This window comes from Mucilaginibacter sp., assembly GCF_965201005.1.
Taxonomy (GTDB): domain Bacteria; phylum Bacteroidota; class Bacteroidia; order Sphingobacteriales; family Sphingobacteriaceae; genus Mucilaginibacter_A.
This window is the reverse complement of record NZ_OZ241747.1, coordinates 266,508-281,337: the sequence shown is the minus strand read 5'-3', so window position 1 is coordinate 281,337 and position 14,830 is coordinate 266,508. Positions and strand designations below refer to the sequence as shown.

15 protein-coding genes are annotated in these 14,830 nt (G+C 44.1%); 10 read left to right on the top strand and 5 right to left on the bottom strand.

Annotated elements, in window-relative coordinates:
• Positions 1 to 54 precede the first annotated feature (54 nt).
• The gene (gene hpt, locus ACOFKR_RS01215) at positions 55 to 600 is read right to left on the bottom strand and encodes a hypoxanthine phosphoribosyltransferase (protein ID WP_419802207.1); all 546 of its coding nucleotides are present in this window, start codon (positions 598 to 600) and stop codon (positions 55 to 57) included.
• A gap of 115 nt (positions 601 to 715) precedes the next feature.
• Here hpt and ACOFKR_RS01210 point away from each other — a divergent pair, with 115 nt between their 5' ends.
• The gene (locus ACOFKR_RS01210) at positions 716 to 1,948 is read left to right on the top strand and encodes a M16 family metallopeptidase (RefSeq protein ID WP_419802206.1); all 1,233 of its coding nucleotides are present in this window, start codon (positions 716 to 718) and stop codon (positions 1,946 to 1,948) included.
• Between the two features lie 280 nt (positions 1,949 to 2,228).
• On the top strand, positions 2,229 to 3,068 hold the full coding sequence (locus ACOFKR_RS01205) for a bacteriorhodopsin (protein ID WP_419802205.1): 840 nt from the start codon (positions 2,229 to 2,231) through the stop codon (positions 3,066 to 3,068).
• An 8-nt stretch (positions 3,069 to 3,076) separates the two neighbouring features.
• On the opposite strand, the gene ACOFKR_RS01200 is transcribed toward ACOFKR_RS01205, so the two are convergent.
• The 3 genes from ACOFKR_RS01200 to ACOFKR_RS01190 form a co-directional block, all read right to left on the bottom strand.
• Positions 3,077 to 4,018, bottom strand: a complete 942-nt coding sequence (locus tag ACOFKR_RS01200) for a Brp/Blh family beta-carotene 15,15'-dioxygenase (protein ID WP_419802204.1) — start codon at positions 4,016 to 4,018, stop codon at positions 3,077 to 3,079.
• On the bottom strand, positions 4,005 to 5,150 hold the full coding sequence (locus tag ACOFKR_RS01195) for a lycopene cyclase family protein (protein WP_419802203.1): 1,146 nt from the start codon (positions 5,148 to 5,150) through the stop codon (positions 4,005 to 4,007). The genes ACOFKR_RS01200 and ACOFKR_RS01195 overlap by 14 nt, the downstream gene beginning before the upstream one ends.
• Before the next feature lie 78 nt (positions 5,151 to 5,228).
• On the bottom strand, positions 5,229 to 5,699 hold the full coding sequence (locus ACOFKR_RS01190) for a hypothetical protein (RefSeq protein ID WP_419802202.1): 471 nt from the start codon (positions 5,697 to 5,699) through the stop codon (positions 5,229 to 5,231).
• A 132-nt stretch (positions 5,700 to 5,831) separates the two neighbouring features.
• Here ACOFKR_RS01190 and ACOFKR_RS01185 point away from each other — a divergent pair, with 132 nt between their 5' ends.
• The 3 genes from ACOFKR_RS01185 (at position 5,832) to ACOFKR_RS01175 (ending at position 9,341) form a co-directional block, all read left to right on the top strand.
• Complete coding sequence (locus ACOFKR_RS01185) at positions 5,832 to 7,229, top strand: Gfo/Idh/MocA family oxidoreductase (RefSeq protein WP_419802201.1); 1,398 nt, start codon at positions 5,832 to 5,834, stop codon at positions 7,227 to 7,229.
• A 96-nt stretch (positions 7,230 to 7,325) separates the two neighbouring features.
• Complete coding sequence (locus ACOFKR_RS01180) at positions 7,326 to 7,982, top strand: HD domain-containing protein (protein ID WP_419802200.1); 657 nt, start codon at positions 7,326 to 7,328, stop codon at positions 7,980 to 7,982.
• 42 nt (positions 7,983 to 8,024) lie between these two features.
• Positions 8,025 to 9,341: a carbohydrate porin gene (locus tag ACOFKR_RS01175; RefSeq protein WP_419802199.1), complete on the top strand. Its 1,317-nt coding sequence runs from the start codon at positions 8,025 to 8,027 to the stop codon at positions 9,339 to 9,341.
• On the opposite strand, the gene ACOFKR_RS01170 is transcribed toward ACOFKR_RS01175, so the two are convergent.
• Positions 9,338 to 10,210 carry a UbiA family prenyltransferase gene (locus ACOFKR_RS01170; RefSeq protein WP_419802198.1) on the bottom strand — a complete coding sequence of 291 codons (873 nt, stop codon included), beginning with the start codon at positions 10,208 to 10,210 and terminating at the stop codon, positions 9,338 to 9,340. The two genes, ACOFKR_RS01175 and ACOFKR_RS01170, sit on opposite strands and share 4 nt — an antisense overlap.
• 68 nt (positions 10,211 to 10,278) lie before the next feature.
• Here ACOFKR_RS01170 and ACOFKR_RS01165 point away from each other — a divergent pair, with 68 nt between their 5' ends.
• Genes ACOFKR_RS01165 through ACOFKR_RS01145 form a run of 5 tightly spaced genes read left to right on the top strand, consistent with a single transcriptional unit; the run spans position 10,279 to position 14,829 of the window.
• Positions 10,279 to 10,815 (top strand): YceI family protein, encoded by a 537-nt coding sequence (locus ACOFKR_RS01165; RefSeq protein WP_419802197.1) that lies wholly within the window; start codon positions 10,279 to 10,281, stop codon positions 10,813 to 10,815.
• Positions 10,816 to 10,835: 20 nt separating this feature from the next.
• Complete coding sequence (locus ACOFKR_RS01160; protein WP_419802196.1) at positions 10,836 to 11,954, top strand: type III polyketide synthase; 1,119 nt, start codon at positions 10,836 to 10,838, stop codon at positions 11,952 to 11,954.
• The gene (locus ACOFKR_RS01155; RefSeq protein ID WP_419802195.1) at positions 11,951 to 13,072 is read left to right on the top strand and encodes an NAD(P)/FAD-dependent oxidoreductase; all 1,122 of its coding nucleotides are present in this window, start codon (positions 11,951 to 11,953) and stop codon (positions 13,070 to 13,072) included. The genes ACOFKR_RS01160 and ACOFKR_RS01155 overlap by 4 nt, the downstream gene beginning before the upstream one ends.
• Positions 13,072 to 13,758 carry a methyltransferase domain-containing protein gene (locus ACOFKR_RS01150; protein WP_419802194.1) on the top strand — a complete coding sequence of 229 codons (687 nt, stop codon included), beginning with the start codon at positions 13,072 to 13,074 and terminating at the stop codon, positions 13,756 to 13,758. The genes ACOFKR_RS01155 and ACOFKR_RS01150 overlap by 1 nt, the downstream gene beginning before the upstream one ends.
• Before the next feature lie 9 nt (positions 13,759 to 13,767).
• Positions 13,768 to 14,829, top strand: a complete 1,062-nt coding sequence (locus ACOFKR_RS01145) for a sensor histidine kinase (RefSeq protein ID WP_419802193.1) — start codon at positions 13,768 to 13,770, stop codon at positions 14,827 to 14,829.
• Position 14,830: the final 1 nt, after the last annotated feature.

The window sequence follows — 14,830 nt, the reverse complement described above, 5'->3', positions numbered from 1 at the left end:
AAAGAAGCATTGGGGTTTTAAAACCCCAATGCTTCTTTTACCAATACTTTTTCCTTACAAAACCACCTGATAAACCGCGTTCAGATTTCGCCCCAAACCTTTGTAATCCAAACCGTAACCAACTACAAATTTATTTTCGATCTCGAAGGCAACATATTGCAGATCAAGCTTTTGTTCCATTGCGGCTGGTTTAAAAAGCAATGTGGCAATACTTACCGAAGCCGGTTTTTTGGCCTGTAGCTTATCAACAATAAAACGCATTGTGTTGCCGGTGTCCACAATATCTTCCACAATAATTAAATGCCGGCCGGAAACAGCCATTTTCAAATCATAATCTTCCGTGATCGTGCGACTGCTTTCCATGCCGCCGTGGTAAGAGGAAACTTTCATAAAAGCAATCTCACAATCCACATCAATTTGCTTGACCAGATCGGCCATAAACAAAAAACAACCGTTTAAAATACCGATCAGCACCGGTTTTTTATCTGCAAAATCCCGGTTGATTTCCCCGCCCAAAACCCTGATCCGATCGGCAATGGTTTCGGCAGAAATCATCATTTTAAAAGATTTATCGGCAACTGTTGTAGTTTTTGGGTTCATGGTTTGTAGTTCATGGTTGATAGCTGATACTGTTTTTATCGGGTAAAATTAGGCAATCGGCAGCTTGTTTCTTCAAATTCTTTCGGCCCGTGATTGCTTATCTTTGCTGCCGAGCATGACAAATTACCAAACGCATCAGTTGCCCAACGGCATCCGGATTTTATATTGCCCCGCAGATTCTACGATTGCCCATTGCTGTTTGATGATCAACGCCGGTTCGCGCGATGAGGCCGAAGGCAAAGACGGGTTGGCGCATTTTATTGAGCATCTGCTGTTTAAAGCTACCGAAAGGCGGAACACTAATCAGATTTTAAACCGATTGGAAGTGGTTGGTGCCGATCTGAACGCTTACACCACCAAAGAATATACCTGCGTCCATGCTTCGTTTTTGAAAGAATATTTAGGGCGTGCGATGGATTTGCTGGAAGATATTTTTTTCCATTCCATTTTTCCGCAAGAGGAAATGGACAAAGAAAAAGGCGTGATTTTGGATGAAATCGCCTCGTATCAGGATCAGCCGGAAGAAGCTATCCAGGATGATTTTGAAGAGCTGGTTTTTAAAAACCATGCTTTGGGAAGGAATATTTTGGGCACTGCAACGTCTGTAAATTCCCTCGGCAAAAACGATATTGCTTCTTTTATCGCCCAAAATTACAATACGCACCAGGCGGTTTTTGCCGTTACGGGAAGTTATGATTTTGGCAAAATCATCAAGCTGGCCGAACGTTATTTTGGTGCTTTGCCAGAAAATAAACAGCCTGAAAAACGCATCGCGCCAGGTACGGTTGCTGCGGATTTTGTGCGCATGGAAAAGCCGATTTCGCAAACGCACTGCATGATGGGCGGCAGGGCATATGCTTCTTTTACCGACCAAAAAACGATGCTTCTTTTACTGAACAATTTGTTGGGCGGCAACGGCATGAGTTCGAGATTAAACCTGGAAATCCGCGAAAAACACGGTATTGCTTACACGGTAGAATCCAATTATTCGCCCATGACGGATACAGGTTTGTTTTCGATTTACTTCGGAACAGACCCTGAAAAGGCACCTAAAGCCATTAAGCTTATTCAAAAAGAACTGCAAAAACTGCGCGATAACAAGCTGGGGGCGTTGCAGTTACATCAGGCAAAACAAAAATTTATCGGTCAGATTGCTTTGGGCGAAGAAAACCGTTTAGGCCTGATTTTATCGATGGCCAAAAGTTTGATGGATTTCGGGCGGATTGATACGCTGGAAGAAGTTTTTGCGAAAATCAACGCGGTTTCTTCGGAGGAACTATTAGCGGTAAGTAACGAAATTTTTGATCCCGCCGGAATGTTTACGCTGCTGTTTGAACCGGAAAATTAGCGGTGTTTTAATATTTTTGGCTAAGTGCCCGGGTTGATTAAAGTTGCAATGATTGCCATGCTTCTTTTACCACCTAAAATTTTACCTGGTAAAAGAAGCATTTTAACAATCATTTTTTAAAAAAGATAACGGTTAAAAAATTTCCGATCATTTGCCCTTCACAAAAACCTGCCCGTTTTTTAATAAATTTTAATTGTAAAGCAATGAAACATTTGCGCTGTTGTGCTAATTGTTAACAATTAAGCAATAATTAAACATTAACAAACTAATCCTCACCATCATGCAGTTTTCAGACTCGTTTCTCCCAATGGCCAGCAGCGTTGGCATGTCGTCCATGATTACGTATTTTTTCCTGATTTTTGCAGCCTATGCTTTTCTGGGAAGTGTGATTTTTTCCTGGCTCGGCAAATCTTCCGTAGCACCGGAACACCGTTCTTCCAGGTATCTTACCGCCATTATTTCGGCCGTTGCCGGAATCTCTTACATGCTGATCGCTCATTTTTACCATGAAATGCTCCGTGAGCTTTCGCAACTTACAGATCCGGAAAAAAGAGACGAATTATTAAGAAATTCTTACAATGCGATTGGCCAGTTACGCTATATCGACTGGGGCATTACCACGCCATTGCTGCTGATCAAAGCAGTAAGTATGCTCAAAATTCAGCCAAGTCAGGAAAAAAGCAACATTTTCTGGTTGTTGTTTGCTGATTTTTTTATGATCCTGACCGGCTATATCGGCGAGCAGCAGTTAAGTGCCAACGGTCATATTATGGTGGGTGATAAACTGATGTGGGGAGCCATATCTACCGTTGGGTACTTAGTGGTTCCGTACATTTTGTGGATTTTTTGGAAACGTTACAAAGATACCGTACAACCCGAAGAGCGCAGGGCTTACAAATGGCTTGCTTTATCAACCGTAACTACTTGGGGCGTGTATCCAATTGGGTATGTTTTAACCACCGTTCATGGTTTTAACCTAAATTATATCCACATTTCCTTTAGCATTTTTGACGTCATAAATAAAGTAGGTGCTGGTGTGGTAGTTTATTTGGCCGCTAAAAAAATACTCGAAAAAAGGGTTGCAGAAGAAGCTACCATGGATGCACACCTGGTAGATTAATTTTGCCCTTAGCTGTTTAAACCGTGCATTACCTGCATGTGCGGCAGCGTAATCAGCGATAAAAAAACAAACAGCAGCGGCAACGGATCAAACAAAGGTGCATAGCGCGGAAGCAGATAACCGGCCAGCAATAAGCCGGTTATGGCAAGCAGGCTGAAAGGCAATGCCCTTTTCCAGATTTTAAACAAGGTTTTATCGGCGGCGGCATTTTCACCAATGATAAAACCTTTTATATTGAATAGCGTGACCAGCCCGTGCCATCCTGCAAAATACAAACCGAATGCCGGCAGCAAAGGCAAAAAATAAGTGCATAAAAGTATGGCCAGCAGTTGCAACGTTAGTTTAGACCAATGCGGATAATTATGGTAAAACCCGGTAAACAGGAGCAAAACTAAAAGTATCAACCCTGATAATGGCAGCAGCCAAAAAGCGTGGCTGCTCAGCCAGAGCCATTGTTCAAAAAGCAAACTACGCGCAGGGACTAAGTGCAGCAATACCGGGCCAACTTCGGTTTTGTGTGCCAGTAAAATCCAGCTCAACACAAAAACCCCGTATAAAAAACGTAATATTACGGTTAGAAAAACCTGTTGCGGATAGGTTTCAATATCAGTTTCGCCAAAATGCCAGCAGGAAATCAGCAGAAAAAAAAACAGGCTGAAGGAAGGGAAAACATACCAGGCCAGGGCATAAAGCAGCATGTTCAGTAAATATCCGCCTAAAAAAACAAACAGTTTGAAAGGCTTGCCGCGGCGTTTGGCTGTTTCCTGCTGCACCAAGTGATCCAAAGCGCCATGCGGAATCCCGGTAAGCAGCAGGCCAATCACCAAAAACGTCAATTGAAACGCCATTGGGATCGGGTGCAGCATTTGCCAGGCAACCAGCACCACACCGGTCAGCACGGTAAAATTAACCAGTTTGGTTTTTTGAAGGATTGGGTCAGTTTCTGCCACGATCAGTAAAAATATATTTTATCGCCTGCTTAATAAACGGGACGATGGGCAACGAAGCAAAGATTTTTACCTCTTGTTGCCGCGTGGTTTGCTCGTCCAAAAACCGAAGTACAACCGGCAAACGGTTATTTTTAAAAAGCCGGGCAAAAACTTTTGGGATAATTTGGGGCGATTGCCGGATCATGTTCAGCAGCAAAGCGTCATAAAACCTGAACCGGCCGCGGGTAGCCATCGAGCTTAAATGCTGTTTTTGTGCCCTGTTTTTCGCCAGGAAAGCACTGTCTTTTGTAATGCGGTTAAAAGTGTAGCCCGTGCTGGCTTTAACCATGCCGGCGGCTTTGCCGATCAGCGTTTCCCCGGCCGTGCCATAGCGGCCAAAAGTTTGTTTGCTCATTGGTATGCGGCCGGTTTCTGCGGAAGTGATTTTGTAACAAATTTGCGGAAAGTGCTGCTGCAGATAAACGGTTATCAACTCCTCGTAAATTTCCTCCCGGACCAACTCCGCAGAAAAAAAAGTAGCTTCCACCAATGCCCGGGTTTTAGAAAACGGCAGCACGTAAATAAAATGCACCTCCTGATATAACTGAACGGTATAATCCATCAGCACAGCGGCACGGTCATCAAAAGTTTCCTGTTCGGTTTCGATATACCAGCCTTTAAAATGCTGCCAAAGTTCGGGTTGTTTGTTTTGCTGCAGAACCAGGCTGCTGTAACAGGTTTTCGCCCGGAAACTTTGATCGGTTGTATCGATCAGAAAGCTGTTTGCTGATTTTTGCACCCGGTTTACTTTTGCCTGTACAACTGTAATGTTTGGGTTTTGGGGGAGAAATTGCTGCTCAAAATAAGCAAAAAAAACCTTGCCCGGAATATGGTGATACACATATGGCGCGGCCATTTGCGTAGTTGAAAACCCGGCCGAACGAAAGCTGAGCTGCTGCCAGCTTTTGGTTGCCAGATGTTGCAAAGGATGGTTGCCGGCCGACCAAAAACACCAGGATTGCTGTTTTTCTGCGCCATCATCCAGCAAAAGCACTTTACAATCGGCCCAATCATCCTGCAAACTCAATTGCTGCAGCAATTGCCACCCGGCGCAGCCTGCACCAATAATGGCTATATCAAACTCCAGTTGCATTGTGTTTTTTCAAGGATCAAAGATAGCAGAAGCCCGGGCGAATGCTGTTTTTATGCCAGTAAAATCAAACGTTTTCGGTTAGGTAAAATTAACTTTGTTGAGGTTGTTCAACTCACGCTTAAAACGCCATTTTTTAATAAGTTTTTTAGGCAGATGTTTCCCAGATTGATAATCAGTTAAAAGGTGTAAAAGCTTTTTTCGGGTGTAAACTAATTGAGCAACTGGCCCATCAATAATTAACAAAGCATCTGCAAAAATCACAGGAGCATATAAAACTGCCACAAAAGTAGCATTCGTACTTAAAAATGCGCTGATTAAGCCTCCTGCAAGAAATGCCCCTATCACTGTTTCAATCGTCGATGCTTTTCTGATCTTGAAAAAATACTTGATCAAAGCTTTGGAAGAATCATCCGTGCCGTAATGATCTAAAAAATATTGCTGCGGATGTTTATAATTGTTTAAGTTGATGGAAACCGGTTCTGATTTCTGTGCCAGAAGGTGGGATATGCTTAACAGCAAAGCCAGCAGGCAAGCTAAAATTGTTTTCATATAATCAGGTTTAAGACGTAACTAATATACTTCTTTTATCACCTAAATTTTAATGTTCCGTTGGATAAAACTTTATATTTGTTAACCAACTGGCCGCCCCCGGCTTTTGATAAACCATTTATAATTTAGATCATGTCTGACAGGAGAAAATTCATCAAGCAATTTGGCAGTACCGTTTTGCTCAGTTCGGCGGTTTTAAGCTCTTTTGCTGAACAGGAAACACACGAAACCCGGATTTTACAAGTCGAAAAACGCATTTCCGCCAGTGATAAAATCCGCATTGCCACCATCGGCATGGGCATAATGGGTTTTAATGATACCCGCGCCGCGCTTACCGTGCCGGGCGTAGAACTGGTGGCCTGCTGCGATTTGTATCAGGGCCGATTGCAGCGCGCTAAAGAAGTTTACGGCAACCAGCTTTTTACCACTTCTGATTACCACGAAATTTTAGACCGCAAAGATATCGATGCCGTCATCATCGCCACAAGTGATAACTGGCACAGCACCATTGCCATTGATGCCATGCGCAAAGGTAAAGCCGTTTACAGCGAAAAACCGATGGTGCACACCATTGCCGAAGGTTTGCACGAAATCAAAGTACAGCAGGACACCAAAGCGGTTTTTCAGGTAGGCAGCCAGCGCATCAGCAGCGTGGCCTTTACCAAAGCGAAAGAATTGTACAAAGCCGGTGCCATCGGGCAGATCAATACGGTGGCAGCTTCTTTTAACCGGCAAAGTGCGCTGGGCGCCTGGCAATATACCATCCCAACGGATGCCAGCACAAAAACGGTGGATTGGAACCGCTTTCAGGCCAATCAAAAAGTAAAACATGCTTATGAAGACAACCGTTTTTTCCGCTGGCGTAATTACCGCGAATACGGCACAGGCGTGGCCGGCGATTTGTTTGTGCATTTGCTTACGGGCATCCATTATTTAACGGATGCCAAAGGGCCGGAAAAAATATATTCCATCGGTGGTTTAACGTATTGGAAAGATGGCCGCAACGTGCCCGACGTAATGACGGCCGTGATCGAATATCCGCAAACAACAGAACATCCGCCATTCCAGGTTTCGCTGCAGGTTAATTTTGTAAGCGGAGAAGGTGACCGCACTTCAACCAAAATAATTGGTACAGAAGGTGTTATTGAATTATTTGGCGAGGGAAACGGCTTTACCATACGCAAAAGCAAAATGCCGATAGCACCGGGTTATGGCGGGTGGGATTCGTTGTTTACGTATCCGGAAGCCATGCAGAAAAAGATCATTACAGACTATAACCAAAAATATTCTACAGCAGAACAAACCGCACCCAAAATGCCCGATGTTACTTACACTGCAGCCGAAGGTTACAACGCTTCCAACGACCATTTTGCCAACTTTTTTGATAGCGTGCGCAACGGAAAACCCGTGGTAGAAAACGCGGTTTTCGGTTTCCGCGCCGCTGCACCGGCTTTGGCCTGCAACCTCAGTTATTTTGAAAACCGGGTGATCCACTGGGATGCAGAAAATATGCGGATCATCAGCGTATAAAAAATAAACACTAAAATTTATACGCTAAAAACAGTATGCTTTTCGGTAAAACTTTTTTGCAGCTAAACGTTATAAGGCCATTATGCTTTTTAATGAATGACGAATACTTCTTTTATCATACAAAAAACCGCAGAATTTGTAAAGCAAACTTTAAAAACCGCAGAAAGTGGCCACGACTGGTGGCACATTCTTCGTGTTTGGAACAATGCCAAACGCATCGCCCAAACAGAAAATGTTGACTTTTTTGTGGTTGAACTGGCCGCGCTGCTGCACGATATTGCCGACGCAAAGTTTAACAATGGCGATGAAGAGATCGGGCCAAAAACAGCCGGGGATTTTTTGAAAAGTTTAAATGTTGATGCCGAAATTACAGAACATGTGCAGCAAATTATCCGGCACATGTCGTTCAAATCAAGTTTTGATGCGGTTGGGTTTACTTCCGAAGAAATGAAGGTGGTGCAGGATGCAGACCGGCTGGATGCCATCGGTGCCATCGGGATTGCGCGCGCTTTTACTTACGGCGGATTTAAAAACCGGGAAATGTACAACCCGGAAATCGAACCTGATTTTAGCCTCACAAAAGAAGCATACAAAAATTCTGCTGCGCCAACCATTAATCATTTTTATGAAAAATTGCTGCTGCTGAAAGACAAAATGAACACCAAAACGGCCCGCAAAATTGCCACGCAAAGGCACCGTTTTATGGAGCACTATCTGGAACAGTTTTATGCCGAATGGAACGAAATTAAATAACTTGTGCTTTATTTGCAATTCGTTTGAACACGGGTTATTTTTATGCACAAAACTTTTTACATACTGTTTTTATCAACCTTTTTTTTAGCTGCCAAAGCCCAAAACACAGATACCGTAAAACAGCAACGCTTTAATTTCCATTTCCAGCAAACCGTAGTTACGCAAACGCATCCCGGTTTCAGCGCAAAATATTCCGGCGACAACAGTTTATCACCCAACCACGAAACGGCCAGTTCTTTAACCGCTACGCTTTTTGGCGGAGCGAGGTTATGGAAAGGTGCCCAGGCTTATTTTAACACCGAAATGTCAGGCGGTTCCGGGTTTAGTCAAACGCTGGGCGTGGCCGGTTTTCCTAACGGCGAAACTTTTCGCGTGGGTGCTGCCGAGCCAAAGATCTACATTGCCCGTGCTTATTTAACGCAGCGTTTTAGCTGGGGAACGGAGCAGGACACGCTTTCGGACGACAACAACCAGTTGGCCGGTTTGCAAAGCAGGCGTTATTTTTCCATCACGGCAGGCAAGTTTGGCATGGCCGATTTTTTTGACACCAACGCTTTCAGTCATGATCCGCGCACGCAGTTTTTGAACTGGAGCCTGATGAGCAACCCTGCCTGGGATTATCCGGCCAATACGCGCGGCTACGTTTTTGGTATTTATACAGATTATCACCAGCCATCCTGGGATTTGCGTTTCGCCTTAACCATGGTTACCAACACGGCAAATGGCTCGGTTTGGGACGGTAAAATCGGCAAAGCCAATGCACAAACGCTGGAATTTGAAAAACGCTACACTTTTGCAGGCAACAAACAAGGTTCTTTCCGGATCCTGACTTTCAACAACAATGCAAAAATGGGCGATTACCGCTTGGCCATCGCCCAAAACCCAACGGCACCGGATGTTGTATCGACCAGAGATTACGGCCGCAACAAATTAGGTTTTGGCATCAACGCAGATCAGTTTATGACGCGTGATTTTGGTGTTTTTGCCAAAGCCAGTTACAATGATGGCCGCTACGAAACCTGGGCTTTTACCGAAATTGACCGTTCCATCAGCTTTGGCGGCGTTTTGGCAGGCACCTCCTGGAAGCGCGCGAAAGACGAAATCGGTTTGGCTTTTGTAGGGAACGGCCTTTCCGGCCCGCACCGAGATTATCTGGCGGCCGGCGGTTACGGTTTTATAATTGGCGATGGCGCGCTCAATTATTCGCCGGAAATGATTGCCGAACTGTACTACAAGCTGAACGCCTATAAAAACAGCTTTTGGTTAACGCCTGATTATCAGTTTATTTTGCATCCGGCTTATAACATAGACCGCGGCCCGGTCAACGTTTTCAGCATCCGCGCGCACGTAGAGTTTTAATGCTGATAAACAAGCCAGCCAAAATAAAACAGCATAAAAGCAGCACTGATAAAATTCATGCGCATGGCGTTTTGGTAGTTTGCTGCGGATGCTGTTTTTATCACCCCAAAAAACCAGTAATTAAAAAACAGAAATATGGGGAACGAGCAGGCCAGAAACACGTAAAAGTTTTTCATCTCGCCCAAAATATGCCAGTAAAAGAAGCTTAATACGATTCCGGCGGCAAACACAATTCCCGAAAAAATAAACGAACCTTTGTATCCCAGCAGCAAACTCAGCGTATGGTCGCCGCGTTTGCTGTCTTCTTCATGCTGATAGATTTGGGTGAGCGGATACGAAGCGCCGATCAAACAGGAACAAATTCCGCCCGCAATCAACACCGAGCTGTCCCAGCCCAGATAAAGCAAAACCGGGCCCGCTAAACCGCCATAAATTGCCCAGTACATAAACGCGCCCTGAAAAAAAAAAACCGTTAAAAAACTGATGACCGGATATTTTTTTAAGCGCGTTGCCGGATGGCTGTACAGTTTGGACATAATCCCATAAAGCAGCACCGCAAAAGCAAACCAAAAACTGATGAACAAACCCAGCAAAAACGCCAGGGTTTCCATCAAAATAGAAACAAAGTACAAATTTTTATCAACTGCCGGCGGCTTTTCCAGCAAGCCAATGCTGCCTTCATCTTTATCAAAATAACTGTTATAGCCGTTGGTTGCGGGGATGGCCAGCACGTACCAGATGATAAAAACCAGCAATGCCCGAAATGCAGGCACATCATTGATCTGGCTGTAGGCAAACAGATAAACCGGCAGTAAAAAAACGGAAAACACAAACCGCAGGTGCGCCAGGGTTGATTTGCTTACAAGCATTTGGAAATTTTATTTGCTAATGTAATAATACATCAGGATTTTGGTTGAAGATTAAACGTAAATAAACCATGAAACAAATTTTAGCGATACTGTTTTTAGCACCTTTTTTTTGGCAGCCTTGCGCCGCGCAAACGCCGCAAAAAATAACTTCATCGGCAGTAACTTTCCGTATCAAAAATTTGGGGATTGGCACCGAAGGTAAGTTTGGCGGTTTTAAGGCCAAGATCAGTTTTGATCAAAATAACCTCGATAAAAGCAGTATTGAAGCTTCGGTGGATGCCCGCACGCTGGATTCCGACAATTCCATGCGCGATAAACACCTTAAAAAAGAAGAATATTTTGATGTGGAAAAATATCCGGAAATCACGCTGAAATCCGTTTCTTTCGATCACCAAAAAAACGAAAACTATACCGGCCTGTTCAACGTAACTATAAAAGGTAAAACCAAACGCATAAAAGTTCCTTTCACTTATACAGAAAGCGGAAACAGCAGTTCATTTAAAGGCAATTTCACCATTGGCCGTTCCGATTTCGGTATCGGCGGCAAAAGTATGGTTTTGGCCAATGATGCGCTGGTTTCCGTGGTTGTGGAAACAACAAAATAGCCGTTCCAAATTGATAAAAAATGAGTAGTTGCATCAGTGCCATCGGAACCGCAAACCCGCCAAATCATCTCGCCCAAAATAAAACTTACGGTTTTATGCAAAAGGCTTTCCGTTTGAATGAAAACGATGCAGCCCGGCTTAAAAAAATTTACGATAACAGTGCTATCGCTTCCCGGTATTCGGCCATTCCGGATTTTGGGTTGGATGATTTTGCCGAAAACCAGTTCTTTCCCGCAAATGAAAACCTGGAACCTTTCCCTGACACCAAAATGCGGATGGGTTTTTATCGGGAAAATGCCATCAAAATTGCTGTTGCGGCGGCGCAAAAATGTTTAGCTGCATTTGATGCTTCTTTTACCGGTAAAATTTCGCACCTGGTTACCGTAAGCTGCACCGGCATGTACGCGCCCGGGATTGACATTGACCTGGTTGAAAATTTGGGTTTAAACCGAAGCACCGAACGCACCTGCATCAATTTTATGGGTTGTTACGGCAGCATCAATGCGCTCAAAATTGCCGATTCTATTTGCAGGGCCAACCCAAAAGCCAAAGTTTTGGTGGTTTCGGTGGAGTTGTGCACACTGCATTTTCAAAAAGAAAACACGGTAGAAAACTGGATTGCCAATTCGCTTTTTTCTGATGGCGCGGCGGCAGTTATCGTAGAAAATACCGATAAAAGAAGCATCGCGCAGCCTTGCCTTAGTTTGGAAAGTTTCCATGCCGAATATATTTATGATTCCAGAAACGAGATGAACTGGCAAATCGGCAATTTTGGTTACGAAATGATCTTAACGTCTAAAGTTGCCAAACAAATCCAGAAATATATCCGCGGCCTGGCAGATCAGGTTTTGCAGAAATCAGGTTTGGTTTTGGCAGAGATTGATCAGTTTGCCATTCATCCCGGAGGGAAAAAAATACTGGATGCCGCCGAAACCGGGCTTGGGATTTGTGCCTGTAAAAACAGTATGGCGCACCAGGTTTTGCAGGAATTCGGCAACATGTCATCCGCCACGATTTTGTTTGTACTGAAAAAAATCTTGGACGAAAAAACCGGACCGGCAACCCAAAATATACTTGGTTTTGCCTTCGGCCCGGGCCTAACGGTAGAATCCTTAGTGCTGAAAAAGCAATCCGCATGAATGATGTGATCATCATCGGCGGCGGTTTGGCCGGTTTGTTCAACGCCATTTTGCTTAATCGCGCCGGTTATAAAGTGTTGCTGATCGAGCGTAAAACGTATCCTTTTCATCGGGTTTGCGGCGAATATATCTCTAACGAAACCATTCCGTTTTTAAAAAAACTGGCTATTGATCTGGAGGGACTGAACGTTTCGCGCATCAATCGGCTGGAAATTACGGCAGTTTCGGGCGCAAAATTTTCGCAAAAGCTGGATTTGGGCGGTTTTGGCCTGAGCCGATATACTTTTGACGAATTTCTGTACAAAAAAGCACTTGCAGAAGGCGTTGGTTTTATGCTGGGCACGAAGGTGGAAGAAGTGGGTTTTCAGGATAATCAATTCAAAATCAAAGCAAACGGAATAGAACTGGAAACGCCGCTGGTGATCGGTTCTTTTGGTAAACGCGCCAACCTGGACCAAAAACTAAACCGCCGGTTTTTTTATAAACGAAGTCCGTTTCTGGCCGTAAAATTTCATATCAAAGCGGATTTGCCTTCGGATTTGATCCAGCTGAACAATTATAAAGACGGTTATTGCGGCGTTAGCAAAGTGGATGGCAACCGCTGGTGCATGTGTTACCTGGCGCACCGTGATGACTTGCGGAAATACGGGACGCTGGCTGCGCTGGAGCAAAACGTGATCCGAAAAAACCCATATTTGAACCGGATTTTTGAAGAAGCCGAGTTTTTGCTGGACAAACCGGAAGTGATCAATGAGATTTCTTTCGAGAAAAAACAACCCGTAGAACAGCATATTTTGATGAGCGGCGATACGGCCGGCATGATTGCGCCGCTATGCGGAAACGGCATGACGATGGCCATTCACTCGGCCAAAATTTTAGCAGAAAAAATCATGGAATTTTACCGGCCACACCAATTTTTACCTGATAAAAGAAGCATGTTGGAACAAGCTTATACTTCGGCCTGGAACCAGAAATTTGCGGCGCGTTTGTGGACGGGGCGGCAAATGCAGAAGCTTTTCGGGCGAAATGCGGCAACCGATCTTACGCTGAAAACATTGAACCATTTACCAAAACTGGCTGATTTTCTGATCAGTAAAACACATGGACAGCCTTTTTGATGCCTGATTTTAGCAAGCGCGCCACCGGGCCGGAACTGATGGACGATTTCAGTCTGGCTTCCGCAGAAATTGACCCTTTATTGAGCGGTTTGGAATTGGTGAACCGGTATCTTGGCGGTTACAATGTTGTTTTTTCTGCCCTAAAAACAGTATCGCCACAACAAAATTTCCACATCAGCGATTGGGGTTGCGGCGGCGGGGACGTGCTGCGTTCCATCAACCAAAAATTCATTGCAAAAAACCTGGTTTTAACCGGAATTGATGCCACGCCTGTAGCTGTTGGTTTTGCCCGCCGGAAAAATATTTCGCCTAATATCCGTTTTGTTTTGGCCAATGTTTTATCCGCAGAAACTGAAAAATTGCAAGCTGATGTTGTTTTAAGTACGCTTTTTACGCACCATTTTTCTGATGAAGATTGGGTTTTGCTGATCAAAAAAATGATGATTTGCAGTGGCCGCGCCGTAATTATTGATGATTTGCACCGGCACTGGCTGCCTTATTTTGTGGTTAAAATCTTGACAAAACTAACCGGTTCCAGGTTGGCACAATACGATGGCCCGCTTTCAGTTTTAAAAGGTTTTAAGCGGGAAGAACTGAAAACGCTGCTGCAAAAAGCCGGGACCACAAATTATACTATCCGCTGGAAATGGGCGTTCAGATGGCAGATTATCCTCTACAAAACCTAAATTTGAGGTATGAAGCTCAATGTACTGGTTTTTATCAATGCGCTGGCCGTTGCCATTACCCTCGGCATCACCAACTTTTACTTCAGCCGGAATTGGTATGATGTGCTGCAGATTTTTTTTATCTCACTGATTACCAGCTTTGTTGTATTTTATTATCTGATCGAAAAATACGTTTACTCGAAAATAAAACTCATTTATAAACTCATCAACAACCTGAAACTGGGCCGGGATTTGCGCGATGCCCTGGGCGAAAACATGGGTTCTGATCCGATACATGATGTGGAAGAAGAAGTGAAAGAATGGGCAAAACAGAAAAAAAAGGAGATTGATGATTTAAAAAAACAGGAACATTTCCGGCGCGAATTTTTGGGCAATTTATCGCACGAATTTAAAACACCGCTTTTTGCCATTCAGGGTTATCTGGATGCGTTGCAGGATGAAGATGGTTTGGAAGATACCGAACAGGCATTGAAATTTCTGAAAAAAGCTTCTAACAATGTGGACAGGATGAGCTATCTGATCAACGATCTGGATGAAATTTCCAAGCTTGAATCCGGCGCACTGCCGATCAATAGCAGCAAATTCAAGATAAATGAGCTGATAAAAGAAGTATTTGAATCCGAAGAGATCAAATCTGAAAAATACCAGATACAATTAGTTTTTAAAGAAAAATACAACGAACCGATTTTTGTAAATGCAGACCGCGAAAGGATCAGGCAGGTTTTATTAAACCTGATCGATAACGCTTTTAAATATGGAAAAACCAACGGGACCATTTTTGTGAGTTTATTTAGTTTGCACAAACAGATTTTGGTGGAAGTAACGGATGACGGTGACGGCATCGATGAAAAAAACCTGCCACGCCTGTTTGAGCGTTTTTACCGCACCGACAGCAGCCGTTCACGCCAGATTGCAGGCTCAGGATTAGGGCTTTCTATTGTAAAACACATTGTAGAAGCGCATCAGCAAACCATCAACGTCCGCAGCACGGTTGGCATCGGTTCTACTTTTGGTTTTACGCTTGAAAAAGTCAAACAAGCCACTTTCCCCGGTTTACCCTACTCAATTTAAC

Excerpts from the sequence above, each read along its gene's own strand:
- ACOFKR_RS01175 (WP_419802199.1), top strand. The coding sequence starts at position 8,025 with ATGCACAAAACTTTTTACATACTGTTTTTATCAACCTTTTTTTTAGCT.
- ACOFKR_RS01180 (WP_419802200.1), top strand. The coding sequence starts at position 7,326 with ATGACGAATACTTCTTTTATCATACAAAAAACCGCAGAATTTGTAAAG.
- ACOFKR_RS01145 (WP_419802193.1), top strand. The coding sequence starts at position 13,768 with ATGAAGCTCAATGTACTGGTTTTTATCAATGCGCTGGCCGTTGCCATT.
- ACOFKR_RS01160 (WP_419802196.1), top strand. The coding sequence starts at position 10,836 with ATGAGTAGTTGCATCAGTGCCATCGGAACCGCAAACCCGCCAAATCAT.
- ACOFKR_RS01155 (WP_419802195.1), top strand. The coding sequence starts at position 11,951 with ATGAATGATGTGATCATCATCGGCGGCGGTTTGGCCGGTTTGTTCAAC.
- ACOFKR_RS01170 (WP_419802198.1), bottom strand. The coding sequence starts at position 10,210 with ATGCTTGTAAGCAAATCAACCCTGGCGCACCTGCGGTTTGTGTTTTCC.
- ACOFKR_RS01185 (WP_419802201.1), top strand. The coding sequence starts at position 5,832 with ATGTCTGACAGGAGAAAATTCATCAAGCAATTTGGCAGTACCGTTTTG.
- ACOFKR_RS01195 (WP_419802203.1), bottom strand. The coding sequence starts at position 5,150 with ATGCAACTGGAGTTTGATATAGCCATTATTGGTGCAGGCTGCGCCGGG.
- hpt (WP_419802207.1), bottom strand. The coding sequence starts at position 600 with ATGAACCCAAAAACTACAACAGTTGCCGATAAATCTTTTAAAATGATG.
- ACOFKR_RS01205 (WP_419802205.1), top strand. The coding sequence starts at position 2,229 with ATGCAGTTTTCAGACTCGTTTCTCCCAATGGCCAGCAGCGTTGGCATG.
- ACOFKR_RS01150 (WP_419802194.1), top strand. The coding sequence starts at position 13,072 with ATGCCTGATTTTAGCAAGCGCGCCACCGGGCCGGAACTGATGGACGAT.
- ACOFKR_RS01165 (WP_419802197.1), top strand. The coding sequence starts at position 10,279 with ATGAAACAAATTTTAGCGATACTGTTTTTAGCACCTTTTTTTTGGCAG.
- ACOFKR_RS01190 (WP_419802202.1), bottom strand. The coding sequence starts at position 5,699 with ATGAAAACAATTTTAGCTTGCCTGCTGGCTTTGCTGTTAAGCATATCC.
- ACOFKR_RS01210 (WP_419802206.1), top strand. The coding sequence starts at position 716 with ATGACAAATTACCAAACGCATCAGTTGCCCAACGGCATCCGGATTTTA.